We start from the raw sequence: 25358 nt of genomic DNA on the forward strand, positions 1-25358 counted from the left end.
GTCCTGGGTTCTTAACGGAGGTATTCGAGTTCGATTTTTTCGATCCACTTGGACATGTTCGCGCGCACAAAATCCCAGTCGATGTCCTGCTGTTCCAAGGACTCGTGAAATTCCACGATCTTAGGGTCGGTTTTCTCGATCGCACCTTGGTTGGCAGGCATGGAGTTAAACTCCTTGGTCCACTCAGATTGCAGTTCTGCGGAACCGAACCAGTCAACGAACTTCTTGGCTTGTTCCTCATGCTTCGTGCCCTTGACCAGAGCTACTTGCTCGACCGCGTATGGGACGCCGACCTGAGGCTTAACTACTCCCGTTTTCACGTTGTATTGCTTTTCAAACTTGGGAATACCCGAGGTGAACATCTGGCCCATCGCAACTTCGTCTGCCGCGAAACGTGCGTAGAGGTCCTTACCCTTAACTGCCGGGCTACCCTTGGCAAAGAAGTTCTCAATTTGCTTCCAGCCTTCTTCGGATACACCGTGTTCACCCTTGTCATCCTTGTAACGAGTGAGGATGCCGGCCAGTACCAGCGCGGTGGTTGCGCCACCGAGGCCGGTTTCTGACTGGTAGCGACCATCGAACTTTGCATCCTTGCCCAGGTCGATCCAGTCCTTAGGGGCTTCATTTTCCGGCAGTTTATCAGCGTTGTAGGCAAGCACGATGCCCTGTTGTACTACTGGCCAGTAGCTCTTGCCTTGATCATTGTCCCCGAGCTTTTCATCAACTTGACCCGACCACTTAGGGGTGTAGTCAACAAGCACATCTTCTGCCTCGAGCTGCTCAAAGTACATGTGATTCAGGCCGAAAACGACATCAGCGACAGGATTTCCCTTTTCCGCGAGTAGCTTATTGGTGGTGTCAGAGCCACCTTGGCCAACAATTTGAATATCAAAACCGGCAGCCTTTGCCTTCTGAGTTAGCCAATCTGCTCGACCTTCTCCATTGGAATTGGTGTAGACGATGAGCTTGCCGCCAGCTTCCTGCTGTGGCGCGGTATCGGTTGTTTCTTCTTTGGAACATGCGGAAAGCGAGACTGTGAGGGCGAGCGCAGCCGTGACTGCGATGGACTTCTTGAACATGGGCATTCCTTGCCTGAGTTGAGACATAAACATGGAGTTCAGAGTAGGGAGAGCGCTCTCCCTTACCTCCTGAAGTCTCTACTACGCAGCTGAAATCTAGGGATATACGAGGGAAACTTTCCATTAATTCTTGACAGCTTGCCTATTAATTAAGAGCGCGCAAATGATTTAGCGCTACCATGCGGCAGCTATTCAAAGACCTTTCGATATCAATGGACTTTGTCAAACGACCCCAACACCGTCCGTCCACCTTTCACTCCACACAGCAGCCACAGCCAACTTTGTCGCCCACAAAAATTCTGTCGCACGCATGCAACATGCGTTGCACTCACGCAACAACTTGCTACGATTACGCCATGGAAATCAACGAGCTGATTCAAATCGCCAGTGAGCATCCGTCCAGGACTGCACGCGATGCTGGTATCGCTCGTTCCACCTTGAACCGCATTGCGGCCGGAAAGACTCAACCGTCCACCGACTCTCTACGGGAAATCGCCCTTACCCTTGGGTTTGATGTGGAGATGTCCGTGCGGGTGGCTGCGGATCCCGGCGCGGCACAAGCTGTACGATGCCTCTTGGATAGCCATGTCAGTGAAGCAGATGAAGTCTGGCTCGCAAGATTTGAGCGTTGGGGGCTAGAAGGCAGGAATCTGCTAGAACGCGCTGGTCAACTAAGCAATCCGTCAAACCAAAAGGGTGCGCGATTCTTCGGCTGGGCGCCTTCCCTTAATATTCCACTCGTCGTGGCGGCTGCCGCAGCCGGTGCCAGTTCGGGGTGGGCATTGTCTGGGGTCGCTGCCGAGAATTTCTGGCTTGGCGCACATAATCCGGGGCCAACTCTGCTGTGGACCACCGAGTCAGACAGGACGTGCGACCTGCTGGAGCGCACGCTCCCTCAGGCCGAGTCCCTCGAGCCCGCTGGAGTTGCCGTGGTGCAGGCCACCGGAACTGAATTGGTTGACCGTGCAGCGGACGGCCAGCTGTTTTATGCCGCCCCGATTCAAACTGCGCTGGATTTGTATGGATTGGGGTTGGATCCCACGGAGCTGACGAAGGGGTGGTTTGATGAATAAGATCCCAGACTCTGCAAGTTTCCGACGACCGATTCCCGTCCCAACAGCACAAGCTGCAACACATTCCACGGGCCGTATCACCTGGTCGCAGGCCCTCGAACTGCCTGCGCGAACACCGTCGGCCGTCGACAGGGCCGTCTTCAGGTTCCGCAAAGCGCTCCCCGATTTCACCTGGAACGCCGCCGCTCTGGAAGGCAACACATTCACCCTTCCTGAGGTGCGAACATTGCTGGATGGCGTGACCGTCGGCGGTAAACGTCTAGCGGAAGCAGAGCAGATTCTGGCACTGCGAGATGCGATTAACCTCCTTACAGACCTCGTATCTTCTGGCGATTTCCGCCTGGACAAACACACTTCCGACCTGATCCACGCTCAGGTTGCCCGCCATGAGGCCATCGAGTTCGGTAAGTTTCGCGGTGAAGGCAACGTAGCTGGTGGCGGTCACGTGCAGCTTACCGACGGCGGTCGCATCGAAGGAATCCCTGCAGCCGAGCTTCCCCGAGATTACGCAAACTTGATGACAGCCCTGGCTTCAATCTCAGACCCCGTTGTGCGAGCAATGGTGTACTTCTGCTCGGCTACCCGCAGCCAGTTCTACTTCGACGGCAACAAGCGCACCGCCCGCCTCATGATGGCCGGCGAACTGCTGGCCCACGGATACGACGCCATCAACGTCCCATACGCTCGGGCTTTGGAATTCCACATGGCTCTAGACGAGCTGTTCACGACGGACGACGCTACTGAGATGATGTTGTTTTTGGGGAGTTGTTAGGGCTTTTGCCGCTTTTCGACGCCCCAAGGTCCACTCCAAATGGCGCTGACGAGGCAAATCAGAATCCCAAGCTACTGAGCGTGTAGACCGCCTTATCTTGCGGATTCGAGAAGCTTTTGACTCCGCGCATGTGCAAGACATTAATGCTTGGATCAGACCTTTCGGCCTTCCCGACCCCGATGATAAGCAAGTTGTAATTGCCGCCAAACTGAGGGGCGCAGGAGCCATTGTCATCAACAATTTGCGGGAGTTTCCGAGAAACAGAATCCCCACCGGAACCGAAGTCAAATCTCCACGTGTTTTCAGCCCCTGTGCCGTTGACATCAATTCGTTCATTGCACTAATCGCTCAGGAGGAGATGACCTCCCGATTTGAACATCCATCAATGGGACTTGAAGAGTACCAATCGGCCTTGATCAATCTCGTTGCCTAGGATCGGGACGATGAATCTGGCAATTAGGCAGAAGTAATTTCGAGGTCTAGACCCACGATGTGGCACCACTTATCGTTAGAGTATGTCCGCAATACGCCCGATGTTCGCAACCCTTTTCACCACGTTTGGCCTGTTGGCAATGGGCATTGCGCTAGTCAGTGCTATTCCATTCTCAGCGAGAGAGTCGGCGCAGAGATCATCGGGGAAACCGCGGAAAGTGATTTAGCCACGATCCAAGGCGAGCTTGAGGCACCGATCAGAGTGGATCTTTTCCTTCACGGCGCCCCCAAGGAGTATCCGGAAGGTGCGCTGCAGCGCACCTTCAACTTCAACCCGCAATACGAAACTCGCGGCGCGTTGATAGTGGCATCTTCTTCCGCGGCCTCTCTCATACCGGACACGGTTGATCAAAATGAAACGCGTCGGATCTTGGAGCACGGTGGAGCCGTGGTGGCACATAGCGATGGGCGGTTGGAATTGCTCGATCAAGCGAAAACCGATCTGGACGGTGAAATCCTGATCACCCCGGAAACGGCGGAATCGCTCGGATTGGAAACGACTCCCTATGGAAGCTTGTTCGCAGGCGGGAACCGAATCTCCTTGTTGGATTCACTGGTTCATTTCAACGAAACAAATACAATCCTGGTGCGCAACCAGCACCTTACGGGTGTTGAACCATATTTCATCACACTTGGAGCATTCGCTTTGGTGTGCAGCTTACTTGTAGGAAGCCTTCTCTCCCGATCACGGAAAGTTCCTGCCATCGCCGTCTCCTTGTCGACCGTAATCTTGGTTCTCAGCCAGAGTCCTAGTTGGCTCCCGACGTGGGAGTTGATCATGTGGTGGGTCTCGATCTGTACTATCACCGCAGTCAGTTTTACACCGCCGCGATTTCGCTGGGGTGGCGCGGTTAGTAGAAATTGTTCCGTGATATTGCCCAGTCCACCTGCTGGTTTTGGCGACAAGACGGGTAATCATTGGTTAGATCTGAGCGACAGAGTTTCGTTCGAATCCAAAAGTGTTACCCAGAGCAAAATGAGTCAATTTGGGTCAAAGTTACAGTACAACTACCCAAATATCGCTTGGTAAACGTTGGAAGCCACCGTATCGATCTTTGCAGCGTATGAATCACGCTGGTTATTCTGAGCTCCCTTGATACCGTCGCTGCTGATTAGCGCTGCGATAGGAGCATGGACATCCTGCGCGGTTGCCGGCATTGAGTGCATATGAGGAACGTGGCCTAGCAACGTCGCTTGTGAGGTAGAGCTGAGTGATTTCTTGATTCGTTCTGCTTCGGTAGCGAACTTATCCCGGAAACGTTCGAAAGCTCCCACGAGTTGTTCCTGTCCATTGGATTTCTTCTTCATGTATTCGAGGGTGGTGTATCCGAGGTATCGCAGGCCTTGACCATCGAAACCGCCTAGACGCAAAGGTCGAGTTTTGGACTCAACATCCGAAGAGTACTTACGCCATTCCATCAGATTGCCCTCACAGATCTCGGAATACTGCGTAACCCAGGCATCAAACCAGCGAGCTAGATTTCCGAAGGCATGGAAACTAAACAGATCGGTGGCAGTTGGTGTAACAAAGGCATCGCAGCCGAGCAGAACAGTGCGGTTAAACGGGCCCAAGCTTGGTCCAACGTCAAAAAAGATCACGTCATAGCGATCTTGTTCTTCCATGGAGGCCGCTAACTGACCGGCCCAATGGATTCGACGAAATGGTCCCGTTTGGCGCCCGAGCGCGGACTGCCAAGCATCGCTCATCAAATCTTCGATCTGCGAAAGTGCCGGGTGTCCAGGCAAGACATCAACGCCAAATCGCTCAGATCGAACGGGGCGGATATTGGTGTTGATTTGCGATTCCCCCTCCCGCAAAGGCACGAAAATCGTGTACACCGTGTTTGCGAGTGAATCACGCTCGGCGACTTCATCGTCAGAACTGTCCAAATAAATGCGCTCGGTTTGATTCTCAGTCAGCATCAACTGGGTAGCGTTACACTGTGGATCGCAGTCAACATAGAGAACGCGTTTGCCCTGGTTAGCGAAGTAATGCGCAACGTTAGTGGATAGTGTCGTCTTACCGACGCCACCCTTGTTATTAAAGAAACTGATCGTGCGCATGACGGTCCTTTAGCTCGCAGGAATTCAGAACTCTAAATATAACAAGAAGGTCACGAAAGTGCGGCAGGAAGCTGGCCTTGTTGGGATGTCATCACCTCTCCAACGAGTGTTCGTGAATGCCATCGCCGGAAGAGATTCGACTGGTTCTGGCGCATTAATTCAATGGCAAAAGCTCGGGCTGCTTCTACGAGTTCGGGTATCTGGTCAAGCGTTTCCTGCAACCTACCGACCGGAATGTACAAGGCATCAGCCCTGGTCAACTCGTACTCAACGCAGACGCAAAAGCAGCCTTCCAATTCTCCACCGCATCTGAACTCGGCAAATGGTTCCCATTCGTTTTCTGGCACTAGCGTCCCCTCTGGGAAATTGATAAATACAAAATGTTCGTCTTTACCGTTGTTTGCAGATAGTTTCGTTCGAGGATGGACGACAAATTCCAGCACACCCAGATTTAGGGTTGCAAAACGTCCACCCGCGGTGCTGGGATAGTCGGACAAAGTCCAATAGAGTGACTCCAGTTCAGCAGCGTTCGGTATGAGGTCCGTGAACGCATATCGCAGGTCGCCAAAGATTCTCGCTAACAGCTCAGAATCTCTATCTTTGAGTTTGGTGCAAAGCTTGGAGGTCCCCTCGGGCACTCCAAAGTCAAAGGTCGAAACGCCGTAGTTACCTCGGCCTAGTACCCAGTGTTCTTGGTCTTCGACGGGTATGACTTCATCAAGACGGGACGGCTGCAGATGCCCAAAGTTGCCGGTCTTGTTCCTTAGTTCGATCCCCTGGCTTCGCAGCCGGGCGATGTGTTCGAATTCGATCGGGGTGAGATGGTCTTCCGGTACTGGAAAGAATTGAATCGCTTCAATGTCAGTCCAAGCTTTGTGGTGACGAGAACCGTGCCGATGGTTCGAGAATCTGGTCACCACATTCAATGCTTGGCCCACGTACTGCTCACCGTTAGTGAACTCCAGTACGTATATTCCGCGACGTTGATCGGCGGGAAACAAGGCTGCTACTGAATCGAAGCCTCCGATGGGAAACCGCTTGAAACGCACCTTTACAACCCGCGGTAGTACACCCGAAGCTTTGCTGCGATAAGGGTCCGGCGCTCTCGCAGAAAATCCTCATAGTTGTCTACGGTTGTCTCCAGAAGCGACCAAGGAACCGCATTCTCGTCAAAGTTGCGTTCGAGTTCCTCCTGCGAAGTAACTTCGCCAAGGGAAGGTACACCGGACTTAATTTGTGAGAGTACTTCAGCCAAGTATTCCGCGGGCTCCCGCTTTCCAATCCGGATGTTTACTGCAGTTTCCGCGTAAACGAAATTGCCGACTTGGTTGTAATCGCGCTTGTCATTGACACCGTTTTGGCGCAAATATTCCTTCGGCACCATGTGGTGAATATCGCCCTGTGTTTCAATCATCGAGCTCACTTCTGCGTGCTTAGACAGAAACGCCCGCGCTTTGCTCTTTACCTGCGAGGCTAAGAAGGTGCGGAATTGCGGGTTGCCAATGCTTGACGACGCCAGTCGCTGCGGCAAGCCGACTTCCCAGAAGGATTCGCCGAGCTCTGCTTCCTCGATTTCCTTGAGGGTTGCTTCGGCGCCGACAGAATCAACACCGCGGAGGTCTCGTTCAAAGGCAGTTTCAAAGCTGCCGGATGAACGCCCTGTGAGAGCGATCATCACAAACCAGCGCCGAACCACCGAACTGATTTCAGGATCCGGACGTTTCTGTTCACGCATAATTAGGAATAATGCGTATGCAAAGTTCACCGCATTGATGGAGCTGATCATGTTCGGGCGAATGAAACCGGTTGACTTCAGAATCACTAGAAACTTCTTGAATTCGTACTCGCTCACGGTACGAAGCAGAGCCTCTTCGAATTTATCATACGCTGGCTGAATACGTTCAGGCTCAAATTCACGGGTCTCGGGATTAAGGCCGCTGAGTTCACGCACGACAAAGGAAATTCGACCGCGTCGGAAGGCAAGCATCGAAGCGACGCGAATAAGGTCAACGTAGGAAGGGTCATAAAGGTCTTCTGTGTCGGACTTCAGCCAAGAAATGGCCTGCCAATGTGGCGTTGATGTGAATTCGTCATCGTTGAGCAACTCATCGAAATCATGCGGGCTGACTGCAAGATATGCGAAATAGTCGATTAGCTTGCGCAGGTTGCGCCCCTGTTCACCGTAGGCGCTGATCTTCGACATGACGAAGTCAGCACTGGAGAGCGGGACGCCCTTGGAGTTGATGCGGACAAAGATTTCGGTAACGGTTTCGACGTCTAGGTCGCTTGAGAGCGAAATGATGCCGATGGGTGCCTTAGGGATATCGATGAGCTTTTGAATAGCCTCGGCAACCTGTTTGATGTCAGCATCTGGATTCTTCTGCAGATACTCGGTGGTGAGCTCGAAGGAATTTGCTTTACTTACGACCTCGTGTATGTCATAAATCCACGCTGGCTGCTTCCGAATAAATGGTGTCGCCGTCTCAAATTCCTCGGTTTGCGGGTTGAAGGAAATAATGATGCGCTTTCGCTTGAAATCCTTGCCCATCACGGGTTCGCCTGCGAGAGCAGCGCGCAAAGCGGTAGTACGCTGCTGCCCGTCAATCAGAATTTGTTGAAAGCCCGCATGTCCTCCGCCTTTTACGGGCACGGTTTGCGATTTCCATGTAATCAAGTAGCCGACTGGATAACCCCGATATAGCGAGTCCATGAGGTCTCGGACCTTGATTGAAGTCCACACGAAAGGACGCTGCATTTCTGGGATAGCGATTTCATCGCTATCAATCCACGACAAAATCGTGCTGACCGTTTCCTGGTTAACGGAGTACATGCTCATAGTTTCAATAGTGCCACTGAACCCCACCATCCATGTTGGGAGAAGTCCGAACCCTTCACGAAAATCGTTCTGGAATTCTGCTTTCGTGGCTGTTACCAAAGAAATCGAATGTGATTGCTGGACAAGGATTCGAAGCCTCTTTAAAAGGATTGGCTTCAACAGCAAGTTGACATGCAAAGTCGCTGCTTTCCTTCTCATTGGATAATCGACGACGACCGCCTAACATCCGACTTTTAATTCGTAGCTCCGACTTTCATAATCCACCCGAGCCTGGCACTAATCGATTCTCAAGAATCCTTTCGCTAATCTCGGAAGTGACTCATCTTCATTGAACAGCATCGAAAGACTAATTCCGTGGGAACCGTTGCAGACCAGAACAATTACGAATTCCTGCTGTCGAAGCCTGTTTACAGTGCAAATCAACTTAAGAAACTTGGCAAGGCGCTGGTTCAAGGAGAGGCCATATCCAACTCGGATTTGATGAAATCATTCTTGATCCAACACGTGAAACTAACCGGTGCGTATTCGCAGGTACTCTTCAGAGTGCTCTCTGAAGCTCCATGCTTCTTACACCCTGATCAGTTCAGTGCATTTTCAAACTGGGGGCTCGAGCTCTCTGCACGAGTGAAGTCAGAAGACACGTTGCGGGACAAATTGATACGAAGTGGTCACCACGATCTCAGTCGAATTCGTGACGTATCTGGTCTTCGCATTCAAGGTGACATCTCGCTACGCAACCAATACCTTCTCGCCCAAAAGATACTCGGTGCACTTGAGGCGATTGGACTCGACACAAAAATCATCGATCGAATTCAAGAGCCGATCCAGGGGGTACCGCGCGATACACATTGAGGTAAAAGCTCCCGCTGGTCGATCCGAAATCCAATTGAGAACTCGATTACAGTCATTATGGGCAAACGTCTCTGAGAACGCCGCCGACATTTTTGGGCGTGATATCCGATACAAAACTCCATCTCAGTCTGCAGCACGAGACTTCTCGAACCAGCTGAAGTGTTTGAGCGACCAGAATTCAGACGCAGAAGAACGCTGGAATTCCACATTCATCAATTATGAACGACTTCGACACCGGTTAACGGAACTGAACGACCACGGAGTGCCATTCCGATCGGTGCTGCCCGATGGGCTTGAACAGGTAAAATCAACCTGGTTCAAGTTGCTGAGTAACAAGCGTGCCCTTGAACAATCAATTATTACGTTGAAATCAGTTCTGGAAGGAGTACAAGAATGAAAGGCTTCCTTGTCGAATACGACCGCAAGGCTGGCAAACTTGTGCGCCTGACCCCGTTTCCAGACCTCATGTCGGCCACTTTGAAGCGTCTCGAGCTCGACGCTCAGCGCACAAATCCTGACATTGAAATCGTCGCCATTGGGGCAGTCAACGAGCAGGCTCTTCGCACCAGCCACTCGCGTTATTTCCCTGTAAACGAGGCGAAGCACTCAGCATAGGTTGTTTGGTACAAAAATGGGTTTGTCACGATAAGATAACACCCATGACCGCGCTCTCCCCCGCCGAAAGACTCATTGCTGCCAAGACCTTTGCGAAAACGTGGAAGGGACGGGGTAACGAGAAGTCGGACACCCAGCAGTTTTGGCTCGAGCTCCTGCGTGATGTCATCGGCATGGAAGACACCACCATCAACGTCATTTTCGAGGCGAAGACCAGCGAGCGCGGCTACATCGACGTCTGGATTCCAGACGCGAAGGCGTTCATCGAACAAAAGTCAATCGACGTATCGCTAGACAAAGCCGATATTCGCCAAGGCAAAACGGTCACCGCTTTCCAGCAAGCACTGAACTACGCCAACACCATGCAGTTCAGTCAGCGCCCGCGCTACATCATTACCTGCAATTTCGACGAGTTCCGCGTCCACGACCTCGACAAAGAAAACGCAGAGATCAACTACCTCAGCTTCACCCTAGAGGAACTGCCTAACCAGCTCCACCTTCTCGATTTCCTCGTCGACCCGCAGAAAAACCGTGCCGTCCGTGAGGAAAAGGTCTCGATGGTTGCGGGCAAGCTCGTCGGCAAGCTTTACGACGCCCTTCGGTCCCAATACCTTGAGCCGGACACCGACGAAAGCCAGCATTCCCTCAATGTGTTGTGTGTGCGTCTCGTGTTCTGTTTGTTCGCCGAAGACGCTGGATTGTTTAACAAGAATGCGTTCTATGACTATTTGAATGGCTTGCGTCATGACCAAGTCCGAACCGCGCTCATCGAACTGTTCCAAGTCCTGAATACTCCTGTTGAGCAGCGCGATCCCTACCTGTCTGACCAGCTCAAGGCGTTTCCATATGTCAACGGTGGCCTCTTCGCCAAAGATGAACAGATCCCGCACTTCACGGCCGAGATCCTTGATTTGCTGTTGCACGACGTCTCCGAGAAAACCAACTGGTCCGAAATCTCCCCGACCATTTTCGGCGGCGTCTTCGAGTCCACGCTGAACCCAGAAACGCGCGCGAAGGGCGGGATGCACTACACCTCGCCGGAGAACATTCATAAGGTGATTGACCCGCTGTTTCTCGACGCCCTCAAGGACGAACTCACCCAAATCCTAGAAGAGCCTGGCGTTTCCGCGAACAAGCGTAAAAAGAACCTCGAGGCGTTCCACAACAAGATCGCCGGCCTGACCTTCTTCGACCCGGCCTGTGGCTCAGGCAACTTCCTCACCGAAACATACATTCACCTGCGCAAACTCGAAAACAAAATCCTCTCCGAACTCGCCGGCGACCAAACCCAACTCGGCTTTTCCGACGTCACCTTGAAGGTCAGCCTCAACCAATTCCATGGCATCGAAATCAATGATTTCGCCGTCTCCGTCGCCTCCACCGCACTGTGGATCGCACAGCTCCAAGCGAATCTCGAAGCTGAGGAAATCGTCACCACCAACATCGAAAGCCTTCCGCTTCACGACGCAGCCAACATCCACCACGGCAACGCCCTGCGCATCGACTGGAATGAAGTCATCGCGCCCGAGAAGTGCAATTACATCATTGGTAACCCACCGTTTTTGGGCTATTCCCGCCTGACTGACGAACAAAAGGAAGACCGAAAAGCCATTTTCGGCAAGGATGGCGGGCTCCTCGACTACGTCGCCTGCTGGCACAAGAAAGCCGCAGACTTCATGGAAGGAACCCAGTGCGAAGCCGCCCTCGTCTCCACCAACTCGATCTGCCAGGGCCAGCAGGTCGCTCCCCTTTGGCAGACGCTTTTCGACGCCGGAATCAAAATCAACTTTGCGCACCGCACCTTCGTGTGGAGTAACGAAGCGACAGATCAAGCGCATGTTTTCTGCATCATTGTTGGCTTCTCGTACGTTGATCGGGAGTTGAAGCAGGCTTGGACTTATTCGCGAGCTGGCGTCGAGTATTCGGAACCAACTCATCTCAATGGGTACCTAGCGGATGCCCCGGATGTGTTCTTGACTCGCAGGTCTAAACCGATTTCGAGCGTGCCCGAAATGGCCCAAGGATTCAAACCGGCTGACGGCGGAAACTTACTGCTGTCGCCTTCGGAACGGGACGAACTAATTGCTAGGGAGCCCGCTGCCGAAAAGTGGATCCGTAAATTCTCGATGGGTGCCGAATTCATCAATGGCAGGGATCGCTACTGCTTGTGGCTCCCCGAAATCACCGGAGCGGAACTCAAGGCGCTTCCCCTAGTGCGCAAGCACGTTGATGACTGCCGTGAATGGCGACTCGCACAGACGAAAACGGGCGACGCCTTCAAACTCGCTGACAGGCCACACATTCTGCGTCCGAATGGGAAGTTTCTTGATGGCCCATACATCGGAATTCCAAAGGTTTCATCCGAACGTCGCAAATGGGTACCGTTCGGCTTCGTCCGAGATGGGATGATCCCAGGTGACATGTTGTACTTCATCCCGTCCGACTCACTGTTTGTCTTTGGCGTAATGATGTCGCAATTCCAAAACGCCTGGATGCGAGTTGTGGCCGGTCGCCTCAAGAGTGACTACCGGTACGGGAACACGACTGTCTACAACAACTTCGTCTTCCCTGAGGTGGATAAGGCTGGCCGGGTGGACGTCGAGAAGCGAGCGCAAGCGGTGCTCGATGCGCGGGAGCTGTACGCGGGCGCGACGTTGGCGGACATGTACGACCCGGACAATGACTTCTTGTATCCGGAATTGATGAAGGCGCATCGGGAGCTCGACAAGGCGGTTGAGCGGGCATACGGCGTGGACTTTGATGGCGACGAGCAGAAGATCGTGTCGCATTTGTTTGGGCTCTACGACAAACTGCGCTGGTAAATACAGACTTTTCAAAATCACATGACCATGAATCAATTAGTCAATCGACAATCACTCACAAAAATAGCTAAAGAATCGGCAGAACTGTGCACACCGAGCAAATAATTGACAAGCTATTGGAAACTGCCAACCAGCGAGTTGAAGATTTTGAAAAAATAGACTGGAACGACGAGCTAATTTGGGCTACCGGGCAAAACTTATCTAGCACAATCAAGAGAGCTACCCGCCAAGATACGATCGACTTTGAAGCTGCCTTAAAGATTGCATCCAATATTAGCAAGTTTAAAACACTCGCAAAATTGGCCAACGAACCAAGAGCGCTTTTGGAAGCCCAAGATTACATCGGGCAAATTTTCCGTTCTTTGACGGTTCCAAACCGTGACATAGCCCGGAGACGTGCAGCGCAAATTCTGGAATCAAACTGCGCAGATCTCCAGAAGCTCGGCGATTTGCAGAGCGCGGCAATATCAATGTCGAATGCTGCAGTGTGTCTACTAGAAATCGAACATCCAACACTTGGTGAACTCAAACACAGTCTAAAATTGATGAGGAAATCAACCAAGTTACGAAAACCGGGATCTATAGATCACGGCATTTCTAAAATTAATGAGGCTCTATCCCAAATAAAGATTGCCAAAATTGATCATCCAAACTCGAAAAAATTCGAACAGTGCCTCGGCATCCTAGAGTCTGGCAGACAGATACTTTCTCAAAATAAGAAATTTGAATTAAAGGAATCTCAAGCCTATCTGTCAATCAAAGTAGAGATTTACGAAGGCTGGCTTGCCTATGAACTGAGAAAAGCCGACTATGAACTGACTCTTAAGGCTGCCCTTGAAATAGAATCATTGAAAAATATCAACCCAGATGCCATTATAAACTACACACACGCTATTAAAGCAAATCCCCTAATTTTCAACCTTGAAGAAACTCCATCATGGATTCCAACGCATCAGGAAATCTTAGAGATAGCCTTGTTACGCACCAAGGGACTTCAAAAATTTCTGCAATCAATTGAAAGTGAAGACCTCAGACATTTTACATCACAGAACATTCTACAAATTAAGCATCTCCGGCACTTATGTGGTCTTCTGACCTCACTAGACAGTGAGACAATTTGTGCTCTTGAAACCCTTTGGAACAATTCCGAATATTATCGGTACTTCCTTCACTGTAGCAGGCTATTGATTCATACCCAAATTTCATACGGAAGCTTTGACCAACACGCCAAAATGCTACTTGTGAACATGTACCAAACCCTCATTGTCCTTCGAGATGAATGGACAGATTTCGACATATCCAATATTTCAAAAAGTGAACCAAGTACATTTAGATTTTTGGCTTGCAAACTGGCCAGATTCAACTGTGCTAAGGAGGCCTTTTACACCCTTGAATTATCCAGAGGGTTAAAATCGAAACATACAAACAGCCAAGATATCTTCAAAGCAAACCAGGCCATAGGCTCCAGCCAACTGGCTGTTCACATTACCCATGATCCGACTGGCACTGTGGTTTTAGTTCACCAGAAAGACGCTTTTTCCGCACATCACTTTCCAAATTTGTCCGGATACCAATTAACGGGCATGTTATATGAACCCCACCTCGAAAACGCTGTCCACCCAGTCTGGCTAAGTAAGCGAAGTGGCTTTGTTCCTGCAATGAAGGATTTCTTAAGGCATTTGTCCCCTGTAGCAGAAGCGATTTCATCTTACGCAGCAATTTCCCTCTATATTTGCCCTGGTGGTTACTATTCTGCTTTACCAATTTGGAATTTACTTCATTTATCGAACGCAAGTCTAGCCGGACGGAAGAATATTTACATACTTCCTGCTTTTTGGCTATCTGGTCCCAAAAGTTCTTCCCAAGGGGAAATCAATCCCAAAATAGATATCCTCGAGGCATATGAGGTACCTGGTGCCAGTACCCTTGACTTTGCAAAACAGGAAGTTCACTCCATACAAAAGATTGTGTCTTCGGAATTTCAATACAGTCTTCACCCTGCCACTTTGGAGGATCTTCGCCATTCGGTCAGTAATAGTTCAATTGTCTTATTTTCAGGGCATTCCGTTGCGCACATCTATGGCGCCGATTCAAAATTGGTAACATACGGCACACACATAACTGCAAACGACATCCTTCAGGAGTCAATCACGTCACCGTTAGTCATACTTAATTCATGTGAATCTGGGCGCTTCTTATTTATGCAATACCCTGACGAGATGCTTTCGCTTCAATCCGCCTTTATTTATTCTGGTGCACGATTTGTGATTGGTACCGGCTGGCCAATTCGCGATAATACAGGTTTTTGTTTCAGTGTAAAATTTTTTGAAACCCTTCGCGACTCCATGGAGAAGGAAAAAGGTTTGGAGTTCGACGCTATTCCTGAAGTGTTTCACAAAACAATCGAATGGCTGAAGAATGCCACTGAATTTGAGGTTTTGCATTTATATTCGAACTATGCACCTTCGGCTGGCCACAGCATTAAAAACGGAGTTATTGTTTCCCCTTTTTTCTCTTTTGAAGACTGGGGGGCTTTCTATTTGATGGGGAGGTAGCAAGTCCTGTCCCACACTTTGCGAAAAATTGAACTGACCCCCGTTTAGCTGGGCGACGAATATGCCATCGAGGATCAGGGCCTTACCGGCGCCTTCGCGGGGCTGTCCTTTTTTTTGGCTACGCACTGTTCATCGGCATTGCAGATGCGACAGATACGGGCTGGATTGTGGCGGCCCTTGCGCGTTTTTGCGGGCAACATGTTTCGCGTGTAATTGCAATCACCGTTCAGTTTACCTTCCCCAAGGCAATAAGAACCCAAAAGCTAGCGATGGGCGTGCTGAGTTTGATCGACATCATTGCGCAGTTCCTGGCCGTCAGCCAGCTCATGCAGCAAGTGCCGAGGTGATGGCGAGTACGGCCTACTACATACCTAGAAAGTCGCGTACATCGCCGTCCTCGTCGTCTCCGCATATTGCCTGAAGATGCACCCTACTACCCTTCATTCCTCGTCGTACTGACGACGTTTTGGATGATCTACTACTGCCACATCGAATCGGGAGACCCAACAGGCTGGCTGAAATATGTCGCCTGGCGTCCGCGCTACCTCTCCGAATACGTCTGCTCTATCGCACTCATTGTCGGTGCCAGTGGCATGCTCACTGAAGTCCGCAAACGACACGGTCGACTGCGCAAAGATTAGGGTCACGGGTAGCGGCTAGCCACGTGCAGTGGTGGGACTATTCAGGAGCGCTCCAATGGAGTACGGCTGGCGCAGACAGTCACCGCTTCGCGATTTAATGAATGATTGCCACCATTGACCTATGTCGCCTATAGGCTACAATAGGGCTGTGGAAATCCTCAAAAGCGACCTGTTTGACGAATGGCTTGGCAAACTGCAAGACAGACATGCCCAAAAGCGGATACTGCTTGCCATCACTCGATGCAAAGCAAATTGACGGATGCTGGGAGACATCAAGTCTGTTGGAAACTCAGTCCAAGAGCTCAGGTTTCATTTTGGGCCCGGATACCGCATCTATTTCACGGAGTTTGGCGGAATAACAGTTTTCCTCTTAGCAGGAGGGGACAAATCGACCCAATCGAAAGACATTGCTACGGCCCAGAAAATGGCCACTGAACTGAAGGAGAAAATGCAATGAGCGCGACATACTCACATTTTGACGCGAGCAAGTACCTCGATTCGGAATCTGCAATCGAAGAGTACTTGGCAATTGCCCTCGAAGAAGGCGACAACAAGACCATTCAGTTGGTACTGCGAGATATTGCCAAAGCACGCGGGATGAGCGAGCTCGCAAAAGCGACAGGACTAAACCGGGAATCCCTGTATAAATCACTATCCAAGGAAGGAAATCCATCGTTCGCCACGATCCTCAAGGTCGTAAATGCTCTTGGCTTGCAAATAACGTTGAAGTCGGCGAGCTAAAACAACCGACCCCAGGAATCCCCGGAACCGGCCGTCGAAAAGCCGCAGAAAACTAACCCTCGTCCATACTCAGCGCCGCCACAAACGCTTCCTGCGGCACGGACACAGAACCGATGTTCTTCATGCGCTTTTTGCCTTCCTTCTGCTTTTCCAGCAGCTTGCGCTTACGGGAAACGTCGCCGCCGTAGCACTTGGCCAGGACGTCCTTACGCAACGCGTTATCAAGGTGCACAATCGCGGAGAAGGCGTCCACAGGCTCGCCCTGCAGCAAGATATCCGCCTTCGCCACATCAGCCTGCTACTCACCAGCCTTCACATAGCTAAGAGAGGCATAGCCACGGGTGTGGGACTTCAACATGTCAAAGAAGTCAAAGATGATCTCGCCGAGCGGCATCACATAACGCAATTCAACGCGATCCTCGGAAAGGTAGTCCATGCCGACCACCTAGCAAATCCCTTGCGCACCCCACCCCAAATTGATATTCTTTAATGGTTGTTGTCCCAGTTAAACTGCATATTTAAGGAATCCAGCTATGCGTCGATACGCAGCTTTGTTTGCTCTAGTCGCTTCCACTTCCGCCCTAGTTTCAGGCTGCGGCTCGATCGGCGAGACGCCCAAGAATTCGGGCAAGACAACGGTTGTTGTCATTCAGCAAGAAGGCGCCGTAGGCGAAGCAGGGGCAATCGATCAGGGGTTGGTTGCGGAATACAACAAGGTGCTCGACAATCCTGGAAGCTACGAATTCAACAAGACTGACAACTTCACTCCCGCTGGCACATATTCGTACGCTGTTTTCGACATCACCGGCGACAACGTGCCTGAACTAATGCTAAAGGCCGATGTCAAGGACTACTACGCGCCCGTCACCGTGTTCAGCCGGGGCGCGGACGGCACGGTGACAAATACAAAGGACGTAGTAATAAGCGGTGTCGCATCAGCAGGCGGCGGCCGCGCCTCCGTCTTCGCCGCCGGATCGGGCAAGGGGATTTATCAGGCGCTTTGGGATTCGCGAAACCCCGATGCTGCAGTGCAAGCGTATGAGCTAGACGGCCAAAACTTAACGAAACAAGGTCAGGAATCAAAAATACTGCTGAGCACGCTACCGGACGACGAGCATCAGCAAATCACCTGGGTGCCGGCTAACGACCGCAGTGGAGTGCAAGCGCTGCGCACTCCACTGGCATCGACAAAGGATCCGCAAGGAAATATGGGCAATGCGCCAGCTGGATTGGGACAACCGCACGGAAACGCCGCTCCAAGTGGCACGTGTGGATCTGCCGGTGGATTCGGCGTGGACGCAGACGGCTCCACCACCTCCTGTGAGTTCGCAAAGTCAATAGCCGAAGCGGTATCTTCGAGCCAGACCAAAACTGGCATTTTCGCAGTCCAAGCTAGTAGCCCAATAACGGGCCAGAGTTACACCATGAATTGCTCGGAATCCTCCGGCACCACTGTTTGCCGAGGGGGCAACAATGCCGTCGTAACGCTGAAAACCGCTGGTTCTGCGAACAGTCCGAAGCAGACGGCAGGGTCCGTCGTCCTCGAAGGAACCGTGGTACTCAAGCACCCTTCAGAGTTAATGAACGGCAAACCAACGCCAAATGGGGAACCTGAATCCAACGAATACATTTTGCTGTGGTTCGATACCCCCCGAGAAGTTACCGGGCAGAAATCCGGCACGCCAAATGGAACTACAACGAATCAAACCTACGGGGTTTCTCTGGGCAAAAAAGAGTCATTTAAGTACGGCTCGCCGTCTGACTCCACCGGCCCGTGGCGCCAGTACGTCGGCAAGCGCATCCGCATCACCACTACTACTGAAGCACTGTGGTACCAGTCAGATGCAGGCATGCCACTCAGCGCCGTACGTCTTGACAACAAAGGCAGCTTCACCGTAGAGACGCTGCCCTAACACCAACCCACTAGATCAATGTGGCCTTCCCGTCTTCAACCAACAGCGCTTGGCCGTCGTTAAGCAGTTGTAGCGGCAGGCGTTCGCCAAACTTGGCAACGATCTCTTCGATGACGGAGATTGGGTACGCCGGGATCGTGCCGGAGGCGTGCGGAACGATGCAGGCGTCGACAAGCGATAGACCGGTGTAATCATGCAGGTCGGGCGCCTTCTCGGGTGAATCCATGGGCGCGATATGTTCGATGGTGGGGCCGGCGACGACAGAGCCGGCGCTCGTACCTATGTAGGTGAGCCCTGCGGCAACCTTGTCTTTCAACATCTCGAATGCCCCTGAAGTGTGCATCACCTGCAGCAGATCGAAAGTTTCGCCACCCGCGACGTAAACCGTATCGACGCTGCCAAGCACCTCAGCAATGCGCTCCGGAGCAGAAGTGCTCAAAGGTAAATCAACGACGTCGAATCCCTGCTCTACCAGGGCAGTCCGCTCGGCTTAAACCAATGGAGCATCGCCATAGGAACGCGCGGCATCACCGATATAGGCGACCTTGCCCGAGACAAATTCAGGCAGGCGAGGATGAAGAAAAGAAGTCAAAATTAGTTTCATATGACTAACCTTTCGGAGATTGCGAAGAGAAAACCTGGTAACTTGCTAACCAGTCTTTTTCAAGCTCATTCAACAAAGCCCGCGAGGATCGGCCCATCATTGCTCTTTGTCACGCCCCTGTGGACGGCCTCCTATGCCCAAGTAAAAACCGGCTCCGTTGACCTATGACTACAAATCTTGGCCTGGTCCCATGCATTGCGCTTGAAATTGCCTGCAGTATCGCCTTCATCGTGGCGAGTAGTCGGATGCTTTCCGACGCAAAACAGCGACGCGGCAAGCAGAAATAACTGCACAGTTCATGCATCCCATTCGACCTTAATTAGCCGCAACATTGGTCGTCGAAAAGCAAGCTTTAGCGCAGTCTGCTATGATGATCTCATCGATTAAGAAGACTGGCCACAAGCCTCCTGCCTGGCCAGCTGGCAACCGCGCAGCGCGCACGGTGCCCGCAGGGGAAAATCGGCCCGCCAGCCAACCGGCCCGGGAAGAGCGAAAATTCGGAGACCACGATCATGACGAAGTTTTGTCGTCGCAAAGGACTCGGCCACCTTTTAAGCCCCATCCAGGTAGCGCTATCGTTGCGCAATGAAGAAGTCTTAAGCATCCCGTTGCAAGAGGTCGAGCTGCTGTATCGAGATGGAAACCTCTTCGAGCTGCGTATCGATGGCGGCTTGCCTCGCTTCGGCTGGCTGCACTCCCAGGCAGACATCACGCGCATCTTTGATGCGTACCTGCAATGGGGCGATGCCGGCTACGACCCGAAGTACAAGATCCTAAAAGTGTGGAACGGCGAGCGAATGCTGCTGACCCGCCTCAGCATCTTTTACCCCGGCGAGAGCTTCGGGGGCATCCTAAAAGAAGATTTCTACCGCCAGGAGCCAGAATGCGTCCTTAAGCACCCGCAAGATTTCCATGAGCACAGGTACGTGCCGGTCGAGTTGCCCTGATGAACAGCGGGGCCAGCAAACCAAACCTAGTTTCCCACCGCAAAGCAGGAATACGTGCGGTATGCGGGCCCCGGAGCCGGCCGTCGATAAAGCTAACTAACCCTCGTCCGTAGAAAGCGCCGCCACAAAAGCTTCCTGCGGCACCGACACGGAGCCGATGTTCTTCATGCGCTTTTTGCCTTCCTTCTGCTTTTCCAGCAGCTTGCGCTTACGGGAAACGTCGCCGCCGTAGCACTTGGCCAGGACATCCTTACGCAGCGCGCGGATGTTTTCACGCGCGATCACCTTCGTGCCAATCGCAGCCTGCACCGGCACCTCGAACTGCTGACGCGGGATAAGCTCCTTGAGCTTGACCGTCATCTTGTTGCCGTACCACTGCGCGTTGTCGCGGTGCACGATCGCGGAGAAGGCGTCCACAGGCTCGCCCTGCAGCAGGATATCCACCTTGACCAGGTCCGCCTGCTGCTCCCCGGCTTCCTCGTAGTTCAAGGAGGCGTAGCCACGCGTCCTACTCTTGAGCATGTCGAAGAAGTCAAAGATGATTTCGCCGAGTGGCATGGTGTAGCGCAACTCCACGCGGTCCTCGGAAAGGTAGTCCATGCCACCCATCTGGCCGCGCTTCTGCTGGCACAGCTCCATCGTGGTGCCCACGAATTCAGCTGGGACAATGATGGTGGTCTTCACGATCGGTTCCCACACCTCACGCAGCTTGCCGCCAGGCCAGTCGCTCGGGTTATGCACCATGAGTTCCTCGCCGTCTTCCGCCACCACACGGTAGGACACGGAAGGCGCGGTGGAAATCAGATCCAGGTCGAACTCGCGCTGCAGGCGGTCGCGGGTAATTTCCATGTGCAATAGGCCCAAGAACCCGAGGCGGAACCCAAAGCCCAAAGCCACTGAGGTTTCTGGCTCCCAGGTCAGCGCGGCGTCGTTAAGCTGCAGCTTTTCCAGCGCATCGCGCAAGTCTGGGTACTGGGCCTGGGAAATTGGGAAGAGGCCGGAGTACACCATCGGATTAGGGTCTTCATAGCCCTTCAATGCCTCCTCGGCACCGCCGGTCGCCCAGGTCACGGTATCGCCGACCTTGGACTGGCGCACATCCTTCACGCCGGTGATGAGGTAGCCCACCTCGCCCGGCCCGAGGCCCGCGCATTTCTTCGGCGTGGGCGACACGATGCCAATTTCCAGCAGCTCGTGGGTGGCGCCGGTAGACATCATCTTGATCTTCTGGCGGGGCTCAAGCTTGCCGTCGATCATACGAATGTAGGTGACCACGCCACGGTAGGTGTCGTAGACGGAGTCGAAAATCATGGCGCGCGCTGGGGCGTCGGCCCCGAACTCGGAGGCGGGTGGCGGCACAAGATCGCAGACGCGGTCCAGCAGGGCCTCAACACCTTCGCCGGTCTTGCCAGAAACCCGCAGCACGTCCTCCGGCTCACAGCCCACGATGTTCGCGATCTCCAGCGAATACTTCTCCGGATCAGCCGCGGGAAGGTCGATCTTGTTCAGGACCGGGATGATCTCCAAGTCATTTTCCATGGCCAGGTACAGATTCGCGAGGGTCTGCGCCTCGATGCCCTGGGCGGCGTCGACAAGCAAAATCGCGCCCTCACACGCCTCAAGCGCACGAGAGACCTCGTAAGTGAAGTCAACGTGCCCCGGCGTATCGATCAGGTGCATAACGATCTGCTCGCCCGCATACTTACCAGACTTCGGGGTCCACGGAATGCGCACGTTCTGCGCCTTAATCGTGATGCCACGCTCCCGCTCAATATCCATATTGTCGAGGTACTGGTCGCGCATATCGCGAGCCTCAATCACGCCGGAAAGACCGAGAATACGGTCCGCCAACGTGGACTTACCGTGGTCGATGTGCGCAATAATGCAGAAGTTTCGGATCTGCTTGGGATCCGTAAACGTGGTTTCCGCAAAGTTCTTCTGAGTCAACGAGGGCCCTTTCCTATATAACGCTTTAGGACTTTACCAGACTCATGGGCAGGGATTTTCCGATCAAGCCACGCTTATCGACGCCCCACCGCCCAACCCGGCCTACACCGTCCCCCGGGCAACGATCACCGAGGATCCCGAACGGGGATTCGGCCAAATCTCTGCCCTAAGCCCATAAGCTTCCGCCAGGTTAGCGCTAGTCAACACTTGTTTCGGCGATCCGTCCGCCAACACGTGTCCATCCTTGAGCAACACCAACTGATCCGAGTACGCGCCGGCAAGCATGAGATCATGCAAGACCATGACCACGGTCTTTCCAGCTTGAGATTGCTGCCGAGCTAGCTCCAGCACGTTGAGAGCGTGCGCGGGATCAAGGTACGTAGTGGGTTCGTCCAAAAGGATCACCGGGGTGTCCTGGGCTAAGACCATCGCAAACCACACGAGCTGGCGCTGACCTCCCGAGAGGGAATCCACCACGTGATTCGCCAATGTTTCCGTACCTGTGGCCTGCAGCGCTGCGTCGATAATGTCATTATCTTTGCGGGTGAGTCCCCCAAACAGCCCACGATGAGGATGCCTACCTCGGGCCACCAAGTCTCTAACCGCCAAGCCCGCTGGCGCAACGGGTTGCTGCGCCAACATGCCGATACGCCTCGCCGACTCCCGCGGTGACAGCTCTGCAAGGTCGTACTGAGCGACGGGCTCGTCGACAAGCACGACCGCTCCCGATCGCGGTTGAAGCACCTTCGAGCACGCCTTAAGCAGCGTCGATTTGCCACAGCCGTTCGGGCCGAGCAGGGTCGTAATTTTGCCCGGATTGGCCACGAAACTCACGCCCCGAACAACGTCGGGACCATCGCCGTAACCTGCCACGAGGTCTGTTACCTGGAGTTTCATCTCGTCCTTTGCATCATCATGAGGTTAACCAACATCACGCCACCCAAAGCCGAAGTCAAGAGCCCCACAGGAGCGGTGACCGGAAGCGCAGCTGCGATAGTCGCACACCAGAGCAACAGGGCCGCCCCGGTAAGCGCGGAGAGCAGCACAGGCGGTGTCGGGGTATGTCCAATAAGGCGCGCAAGCTGAGGCGCGACTAACGCCACAAAAGTAATAGGGCCAACAATCGAGACGACCACCGCCACGATGCCCGTCGCAGCGAGGATAAGAAGAAGCCTGGTGCGCTGCACCCGTACACCTAACGCAATCGCGGTGACATCGTCATGCGCCACAATGCGCAAATCACGATGCGGGCTTAGCCCCAACAGCACAAACACCAGCAGGCCGATGAGCAGGGGAAGCACCACTTCCCAACGAGCAAAAGCTGTGGACCCCGCCAACCACACCTGCGCTTCAGTAGCGCGCAAAATGTCTGCCCGCAGCAAGAGATATGACACCGCCCCCTGTGCAAACAACGCCAGTGCCACCCCGATGATAATCAACCGATCAATGGGTTCCTTGCGACCGAGCAACAGCAGCAGGGCCAGCATCGCCACGGCTCCGGCCAGGGCATACCCGCTGCGAAACCAAGCGTTAGTTACATCCGTCAGCGCAGTGGCAGCGACAACCGCCAAGGACGCCCCACCTGAAACCCCAAGAAGGTCCGGGGAAGCCAACGGATTACGAGCGATAGTTTGCGTCCATGCCCCAGCGATCGCCAACGCAGCTCCCGCAACCGCTGTCACGATAGCTACGGAAAGCCGCAGCTCCCAGATGATGTTCACTACGTTCGCGGGCCCGCCGCCATTGAGCACCGCGACGACATGGGCCGGGGAGATAAATACCGCCCCAACGCACAGGGTGGCCAGATATCCCCCAGCGGCAAGCCCCAGCATCAGCAAGCTGGACCATACATAGCGAGTCATAGCCGAGCTCCTGGCTTCACCAGATAAATCATCAGTGGCGCACCAAGGATTGCTAAGACCACGGAAAACTCTAATTCCCCGGGGTAGTTTGCTACGCGCCCTAAGATGGCTGCAGCCAACGCCAGGATTCCCCCAAGACAGGCCGTGGGCCACAGCAACTCGCGAACCCCTCCGGAACGTGCACAAGGACGCACCATATGCGGGGCAGCCAACCCCAAGAATGCAATCGGTCCGGCGGCAGCCGTCGCAGTGCCACCAGCGACAGCAATGGCGGTGATCACCCCAGCGAAAGTCACCGGGATGTTGACTCCCAAGGCAGCCGCCGAATCGTGGCCGAACGCCAGAACGTCGAGATTGCGCGCTACCAACGCGCCAATAATCATTGCGATGACCCCACCCGCGCCAGCAAGGAATGTTTCGGCGAAACCGCGCCCAACGGTGCTGCCCACTGACCATTGCCGCAGGTCATTAAACACTGACTTGGATTGCAAGGACAGCAGCATGGCCAAAGCCATCAACGTGGCGTTAACTCCAACCCCAACCAGAATAAGAGTAAGCGGATCTACGCTTTTCCGCGCTACGAAAACGATAAAAAGGGTGGCCACTACGGCGCCGATTAAGGCAACCACGGCCTGTTTTCCCAGGCCACCAGCCACCCCGTAGGTTGTGCCGAGAGCAATAGCGAACCGCGCCCCCGCCGTCACTCCAACGATGCCGGGATCTGCCAATGGATTGCGCGTCCAGACTTGCGCCAGCAGGCCGGAAATACCTAAGGACGCTCCCACCGCTACTGCAAGCAGCGTCCTTGGGATGCGCATCCCCCACATAATGTGGTTTACCTCGGGACCCGCTGCGTGGTGCAGCCCTGCCCAGACTCGAGCAATTGAAAGAGGCTGGGCTCCGACAAACAGCGATACCACCAGTACTGCCACCAGTACCAGGCCAAATCCGGCATGGGTGCGCATCACACTACTTCAGCTTGTCCAGTGCCCACGGGATAGATAGCGGGTCCGGCACACTCATCGCATTTCCTACGGCTTCCTCCACGAAAACCGTCTTGGACAGCAGTGGCTGGAATGCGGGGTCATCTTTCAACGCGCTTGCAGATCCCTGGTAATCCAACACGTACAACACATCTACTTGCTCAAGCAGCGAGTAGTTCTCAGGCGCAATGTCGCGGTAGAACGATGACTTGTCAGTTCCCTGCACTGCATCCGGGATGGTCAGCCCCATCGACTCAATAAACTGACCCCGCCCATCAGCGTCTGTGTACAAGCCCAACTTGCCACCATACGGCATCACGATGGCAGCCTTCTTACCCTGCAAATCCGGATGCTGGGCGCGGAATTCCGCAAATTTACCCTGCGTATCGGCGATGAGCTTCTCCCCCGCTTCCTGCTTATCGACGCCCGCCGCCACAGCCTTCACTTGGATATCCCACGGAATTTGCCAATTCTCATACCCTTGCGGTTTGAGGGTGACCGGCGCAATCTTTTCCAAAGCTTGCTTCGCCTGCGCATCCACCGCTTGATTCACCGCAATG

23 protein-coding genes, 1 pseudogene and 1 riboswitch are annotated in these 25358 nt (G+C 53.4%); of the genes and pseudogenes, 13 read left to right on the forward strand and 11 right to left on the reverse strand.

All coding sequences use genetic code 11. From position 1 onward, the window contains the following. Window positions 1-11: 11 nt before the first annotated feature. Entirely contained in the window at window positions 12-1079 is a 1068-nt protein-coding gene (locus CEPID_RS09090) for an extracellular solute-binding protein (protein ID WP_047240712.1), read from the reverse strand. Window positions 1080-1435: 356 nt separating this feature from the next. On the opposite strand from CEPID_RS09090, the gene CEPID_RS09095 reads away from it, so the two are divergent. From CEPID_RS09095 to CEPID_RS09110, 4 genes are all read left to right on the forward strand, one after another. Further along, window positions 1436-2152 carry a helix-turn-helix domain-containing protein gene (locus tag CEPID_RS09095; protein WP_047240713.1) on the forward strand — a complete coding sequence of 239 codons (717 nt, stop codon included), beginning with the start codon at window positions 1436-1438 and terminating at the stop codon, window positions 2150-2152. After that, window positions 2145-2924, forward strand: a complete 780-nt coding sequence (locus tag CEPID_RS09100) for a Fic family protein (RefSeq protein WP_144413501.1) — start codon at window positions 2145-2147, stop codon at window positions 2922-2924. Before CEPID_RS09095 ends, CEPID_RS09100 begins: the two co-directional genes overlap by 8 nt. 130 nt (window positions 2925-3054) lie before the next feature. After that, window positions 3055-3357: a hypothetical protein gene (locus CEPID_RS09105; protein WP_052843478.1), complete on the forward strand. Its 303-nt coding sequence runs from the start codon at window positions 3055-3057 to the stop codon at window positions 3355-3357. A gap of 57 nt (window positions 3358-3414) precedes the next feature. Then, window positions 3415-4446, forward strand: coding sequence for a hypothetical protein (locus CEPID_RS09110; protein ID WP_047240714.1), 1032 nt, complete (start codon window positions 3415-3417; stop codon window positions 4444-4446). Here CEPID_RS09110 and CEPID_RS09115 read toward each other — a convergent pair. From CEPID_RS09115 to CEPID_RS09130, 3 genes are read right to left on the reverse strand one after another with little or no spacing between them, the layout of a single operon-like run. Next, complete coding sequence (locus CEPID_RS09115; RefSeq protein WP_047240715.1) at window positions 4425-5480, reverse strand: ParA family protein; 1056 nt, start codon at window positions 5478-5480, stop codon at window positions 4425-4427. The two genes, CEPID_RS09110 and CEPID_RS09115, sit on opposite strands and share 22 nt — an antisense overlap. A gap of 50 nt (window positions 5481-5530) precedes the next feature. Beyond that, entirely contained in the window at window positions 5531-6529 is a 999-nt protein-coding gene (locus CEPID_RS12535) for a GIY-YIG nuclease family protein (protein WP_052843480.1), read from the reverse strand. A gap of 2 nt (window positions 6530-6531) precedes the next feature. Further along, complete coding sequence (locus tag CEPID_RS09130; protein ID WP_236684230.1) at window positions 6532-8310, reverse strand: GmrSD restriction endonuclease domain-containing protein; 1779 nt, start codon at window positions 8308-8310, stop codon at window positions 6532-6534. A gap of 360 nt (window positions 8311-8670) precedes the next feature. On the opposite strand from CEPID_RS09130, the gene CEPID_RS13595 reads away from it, so the two are divergent. From CEPID_RS13595 to CEPID_RS09165, 7 genes are all read left to right on the forward strand, one after another. After that, entirely contained in the window at window positions 8671-9168 is a 498-nt protein-coding gene (locus tag CEPID_RS13595; RefSeq protein WP_047240716.1) for a nucleotidyltransferase family protein, read from the forward strand. Window positions 9169-9561: 393 nt separating this feature from the next. Next, entirely contained in the window at window positions 9562-9783 is a 222-nt protein-coding gene (locus tag CEPID_RS09140; protein WP_047240717.1) for a hypothetical protein, read from the forward strand. A gap of 44 nt (window positions 9784-9827) precedes the next feature. After that, complete coding sequence (locus CEPID_RS09145; RefSeq protein ID WP_047240718.1) at window positions 9828-12605, forward strand: class I SAM-dependent DNA methyltransferase; 2778 nt, start codon at window positions 9828-9830, stop codon at window positions 12603-12605. 86 nt (window positions 12606-12691) lie between these two features. Next, on the forward strand, window positions 12692-15160 hold the full coding sequence (locus CEPID_RS09150) for a CHAT domain-containing protein (RefSeq protein WP_047240719.1): 2469 nt from the start codon (window positions 12692-12694) through the stop codon (window positions 15158-15160). A 413-nt stretch (window positions 15161-15573) separates the two neighbouring features. Continuing rightward, entirely contained in the window at window positions 15574-15801 is a 228-nt protein-coding gene (locus CEPID_RS13160) for a hypothetical protein (protein ID WP_144413503.1), read from the forward strand. A gap of 259 nt (window positions 15802-16060) precedes the next feature. Then, window positions 16061-16258, forward strand: a complete 198-nt coding sequence (locus CEPID_RS13740; RefSeq protein ID WP_144413504.1) for a type II toxin-antitoxin system RelE/ParE family toxin — start codon at window positions 16061-16063, stop codon at window positions 16256-16258. Beyond that, a complete protein-coding gene (locus tag CEPID_RS09165) occupies window positions 16255-16542 on the forward strand; it encodes an addiction module antidote protein (RefSeq protein WP_047240721.1) in 288 nt (95 codons plus the stop codon). Before CEPID_RS13740 ends, CEPID_RS09165 begins: the two co-directional genes overlap by 4 nt. A gap of 52 nt (window positions 16543-16594) precedes the next feature. Here the strand turns inward: CEPID_RS09165 and CEPID_RS12940 are convergent. Beyond that, a pseudogene (locus tag CEPID_RS12940) lies at window positions 16595-16981 on the reverse strand (elongation factor 4); the annotation flags it as partial. A 94-nt stretch (window positions 16982-17075) separates the two neighbouring features. Between CEPID_RS12940 and CEPID_RS12540 the strand changes: the two are divergent. Then, window positions 17076-18455, forward strand: a complete 1380-nt coding sequence (locus tag CEPID_RS12540) for a hypothetical protein (protein ID WP_052843482.1) — start codon at window positions 17076-17078, stop codon at window positions 18453-18455. Window positions 18456-18465: 10 nt separating this feature from the next. Here CEPID_RS12540 and CEPID_RS09180 read toward each other — a convergent pair whose 3' ends face one another. Next, window positions 18466-18894 (reverse strand): Type 1 glutamine amidotransferase-like domain-containing protein, encoded by a 429-nt coding sequence (locus tag CEPID_RS09180; protein WP_236684231.1) that lies wholly within the window; start codon window positions 18892-18894, stop codon window positions 18466-18468. A 546-nt stretch (window positions 18895-19440) separates the two neighbouring features. Further along, a riboswitch (SAM riboswitch) is annotated at window positions 19441-19555 on the forward strand. 16 nt (window positions 19556-19571) lie between these two features. On the opposite strand from CEPID_RS09180, the gene CEPID_RS09185 reads away from it, so the two are divergent. Next, window positions 19572-20006 (forward strand): hypothetical protein, encoded by a 435-nt coding sequence (locus CEPID_RS09185; protein WP_061363644.1) that lies wholly within the window; start codon window positions 19572-19574, stop codon window positions 20004-20006. A 96-nt stretch (window positions 20007-20102) separates the two neighbouring features. Here CEPID_RS09185 and lepA read toward each other — a convergent pair whose 3' ends face one another. The 5 genes from lepA to CEPID_RS09210 all read right to left on the reverse strand — a co-directional run bounded on the left by lepA (window position 20103) and on the right by CEPID_RS09210 (window position 25351). Then, entirely contained in the window at window positions 20103-21953 is a 1851-nt protein-coding gene (gene lepA / locus CEPID_RS09190) for a translation elongation factor 4 (protein WP_047240724.1), read from the reverse strand. Between the two features lie 102 nt (window positions 21954-22055). Continuing rightward, window positions 22056-22850 (reverse strand): ABC transporter ATP-binding protein, encoded by a 795-nt coding sequence (locus tag CEPID_RS09195; protein ID WP_047240725.1) that lies wholly within the window; start codon window positions 22848-22850, stop codon window positions 22056-22058. Further along, entirely contained in the window at window positions 22847-23815 is a 969-nt protein-coding gene (locus CEPID_RS09200) for a FecCD family ABC transporter permease (protein WP_052843484.1), read from the reverse strand. Before CEPID_RS09200 ends, CEPID_RS09195 begins: the two co-directional genes overlap by 4 nt. Continuing rightward, window positions 23812-24780, reverse strand: coding sequence for a FecCD family ABC transporter permease (locus CEPID_RS09205; RefSeq protein WP_047240726.1), 969 nt, complete (start codon window positions 24778-24780; stop codon window positions 23812-23814). The genes CEPID_RS09200 and CEPID_RS09205 overlap by 4 nt, the downstream gene beginning before the upstream one ends. A gap of 4 nt (window positions 24781-24784) precedes the next feature. Further along, window positions 24785-25351 carry an ABC transporter substrate-binding protein gene (locus CEPID_RS09210; RefSeq protein WP_407921596.1) on the reverse strand — a complete coding sequence of 189 codons (567 nt, stop codon included), beginning with the start codon at window positions 25349-25351 and terminating at the stop codon, window positions 24785-24787. Between the last annotated feature and the right edge of the window lie 7 nt (window positions 25352-25358).

This window comes from Corynebacterium epidermidicanis (assembly GCF_001021025.1).
GTDB classification, from domain to species: Bacteria; Actinomycetota; Actinomycetes; order Mycobacteriales; family Mycobacteriaceae; genus Corynebacterium; species Corynebacterium epidermidicanis.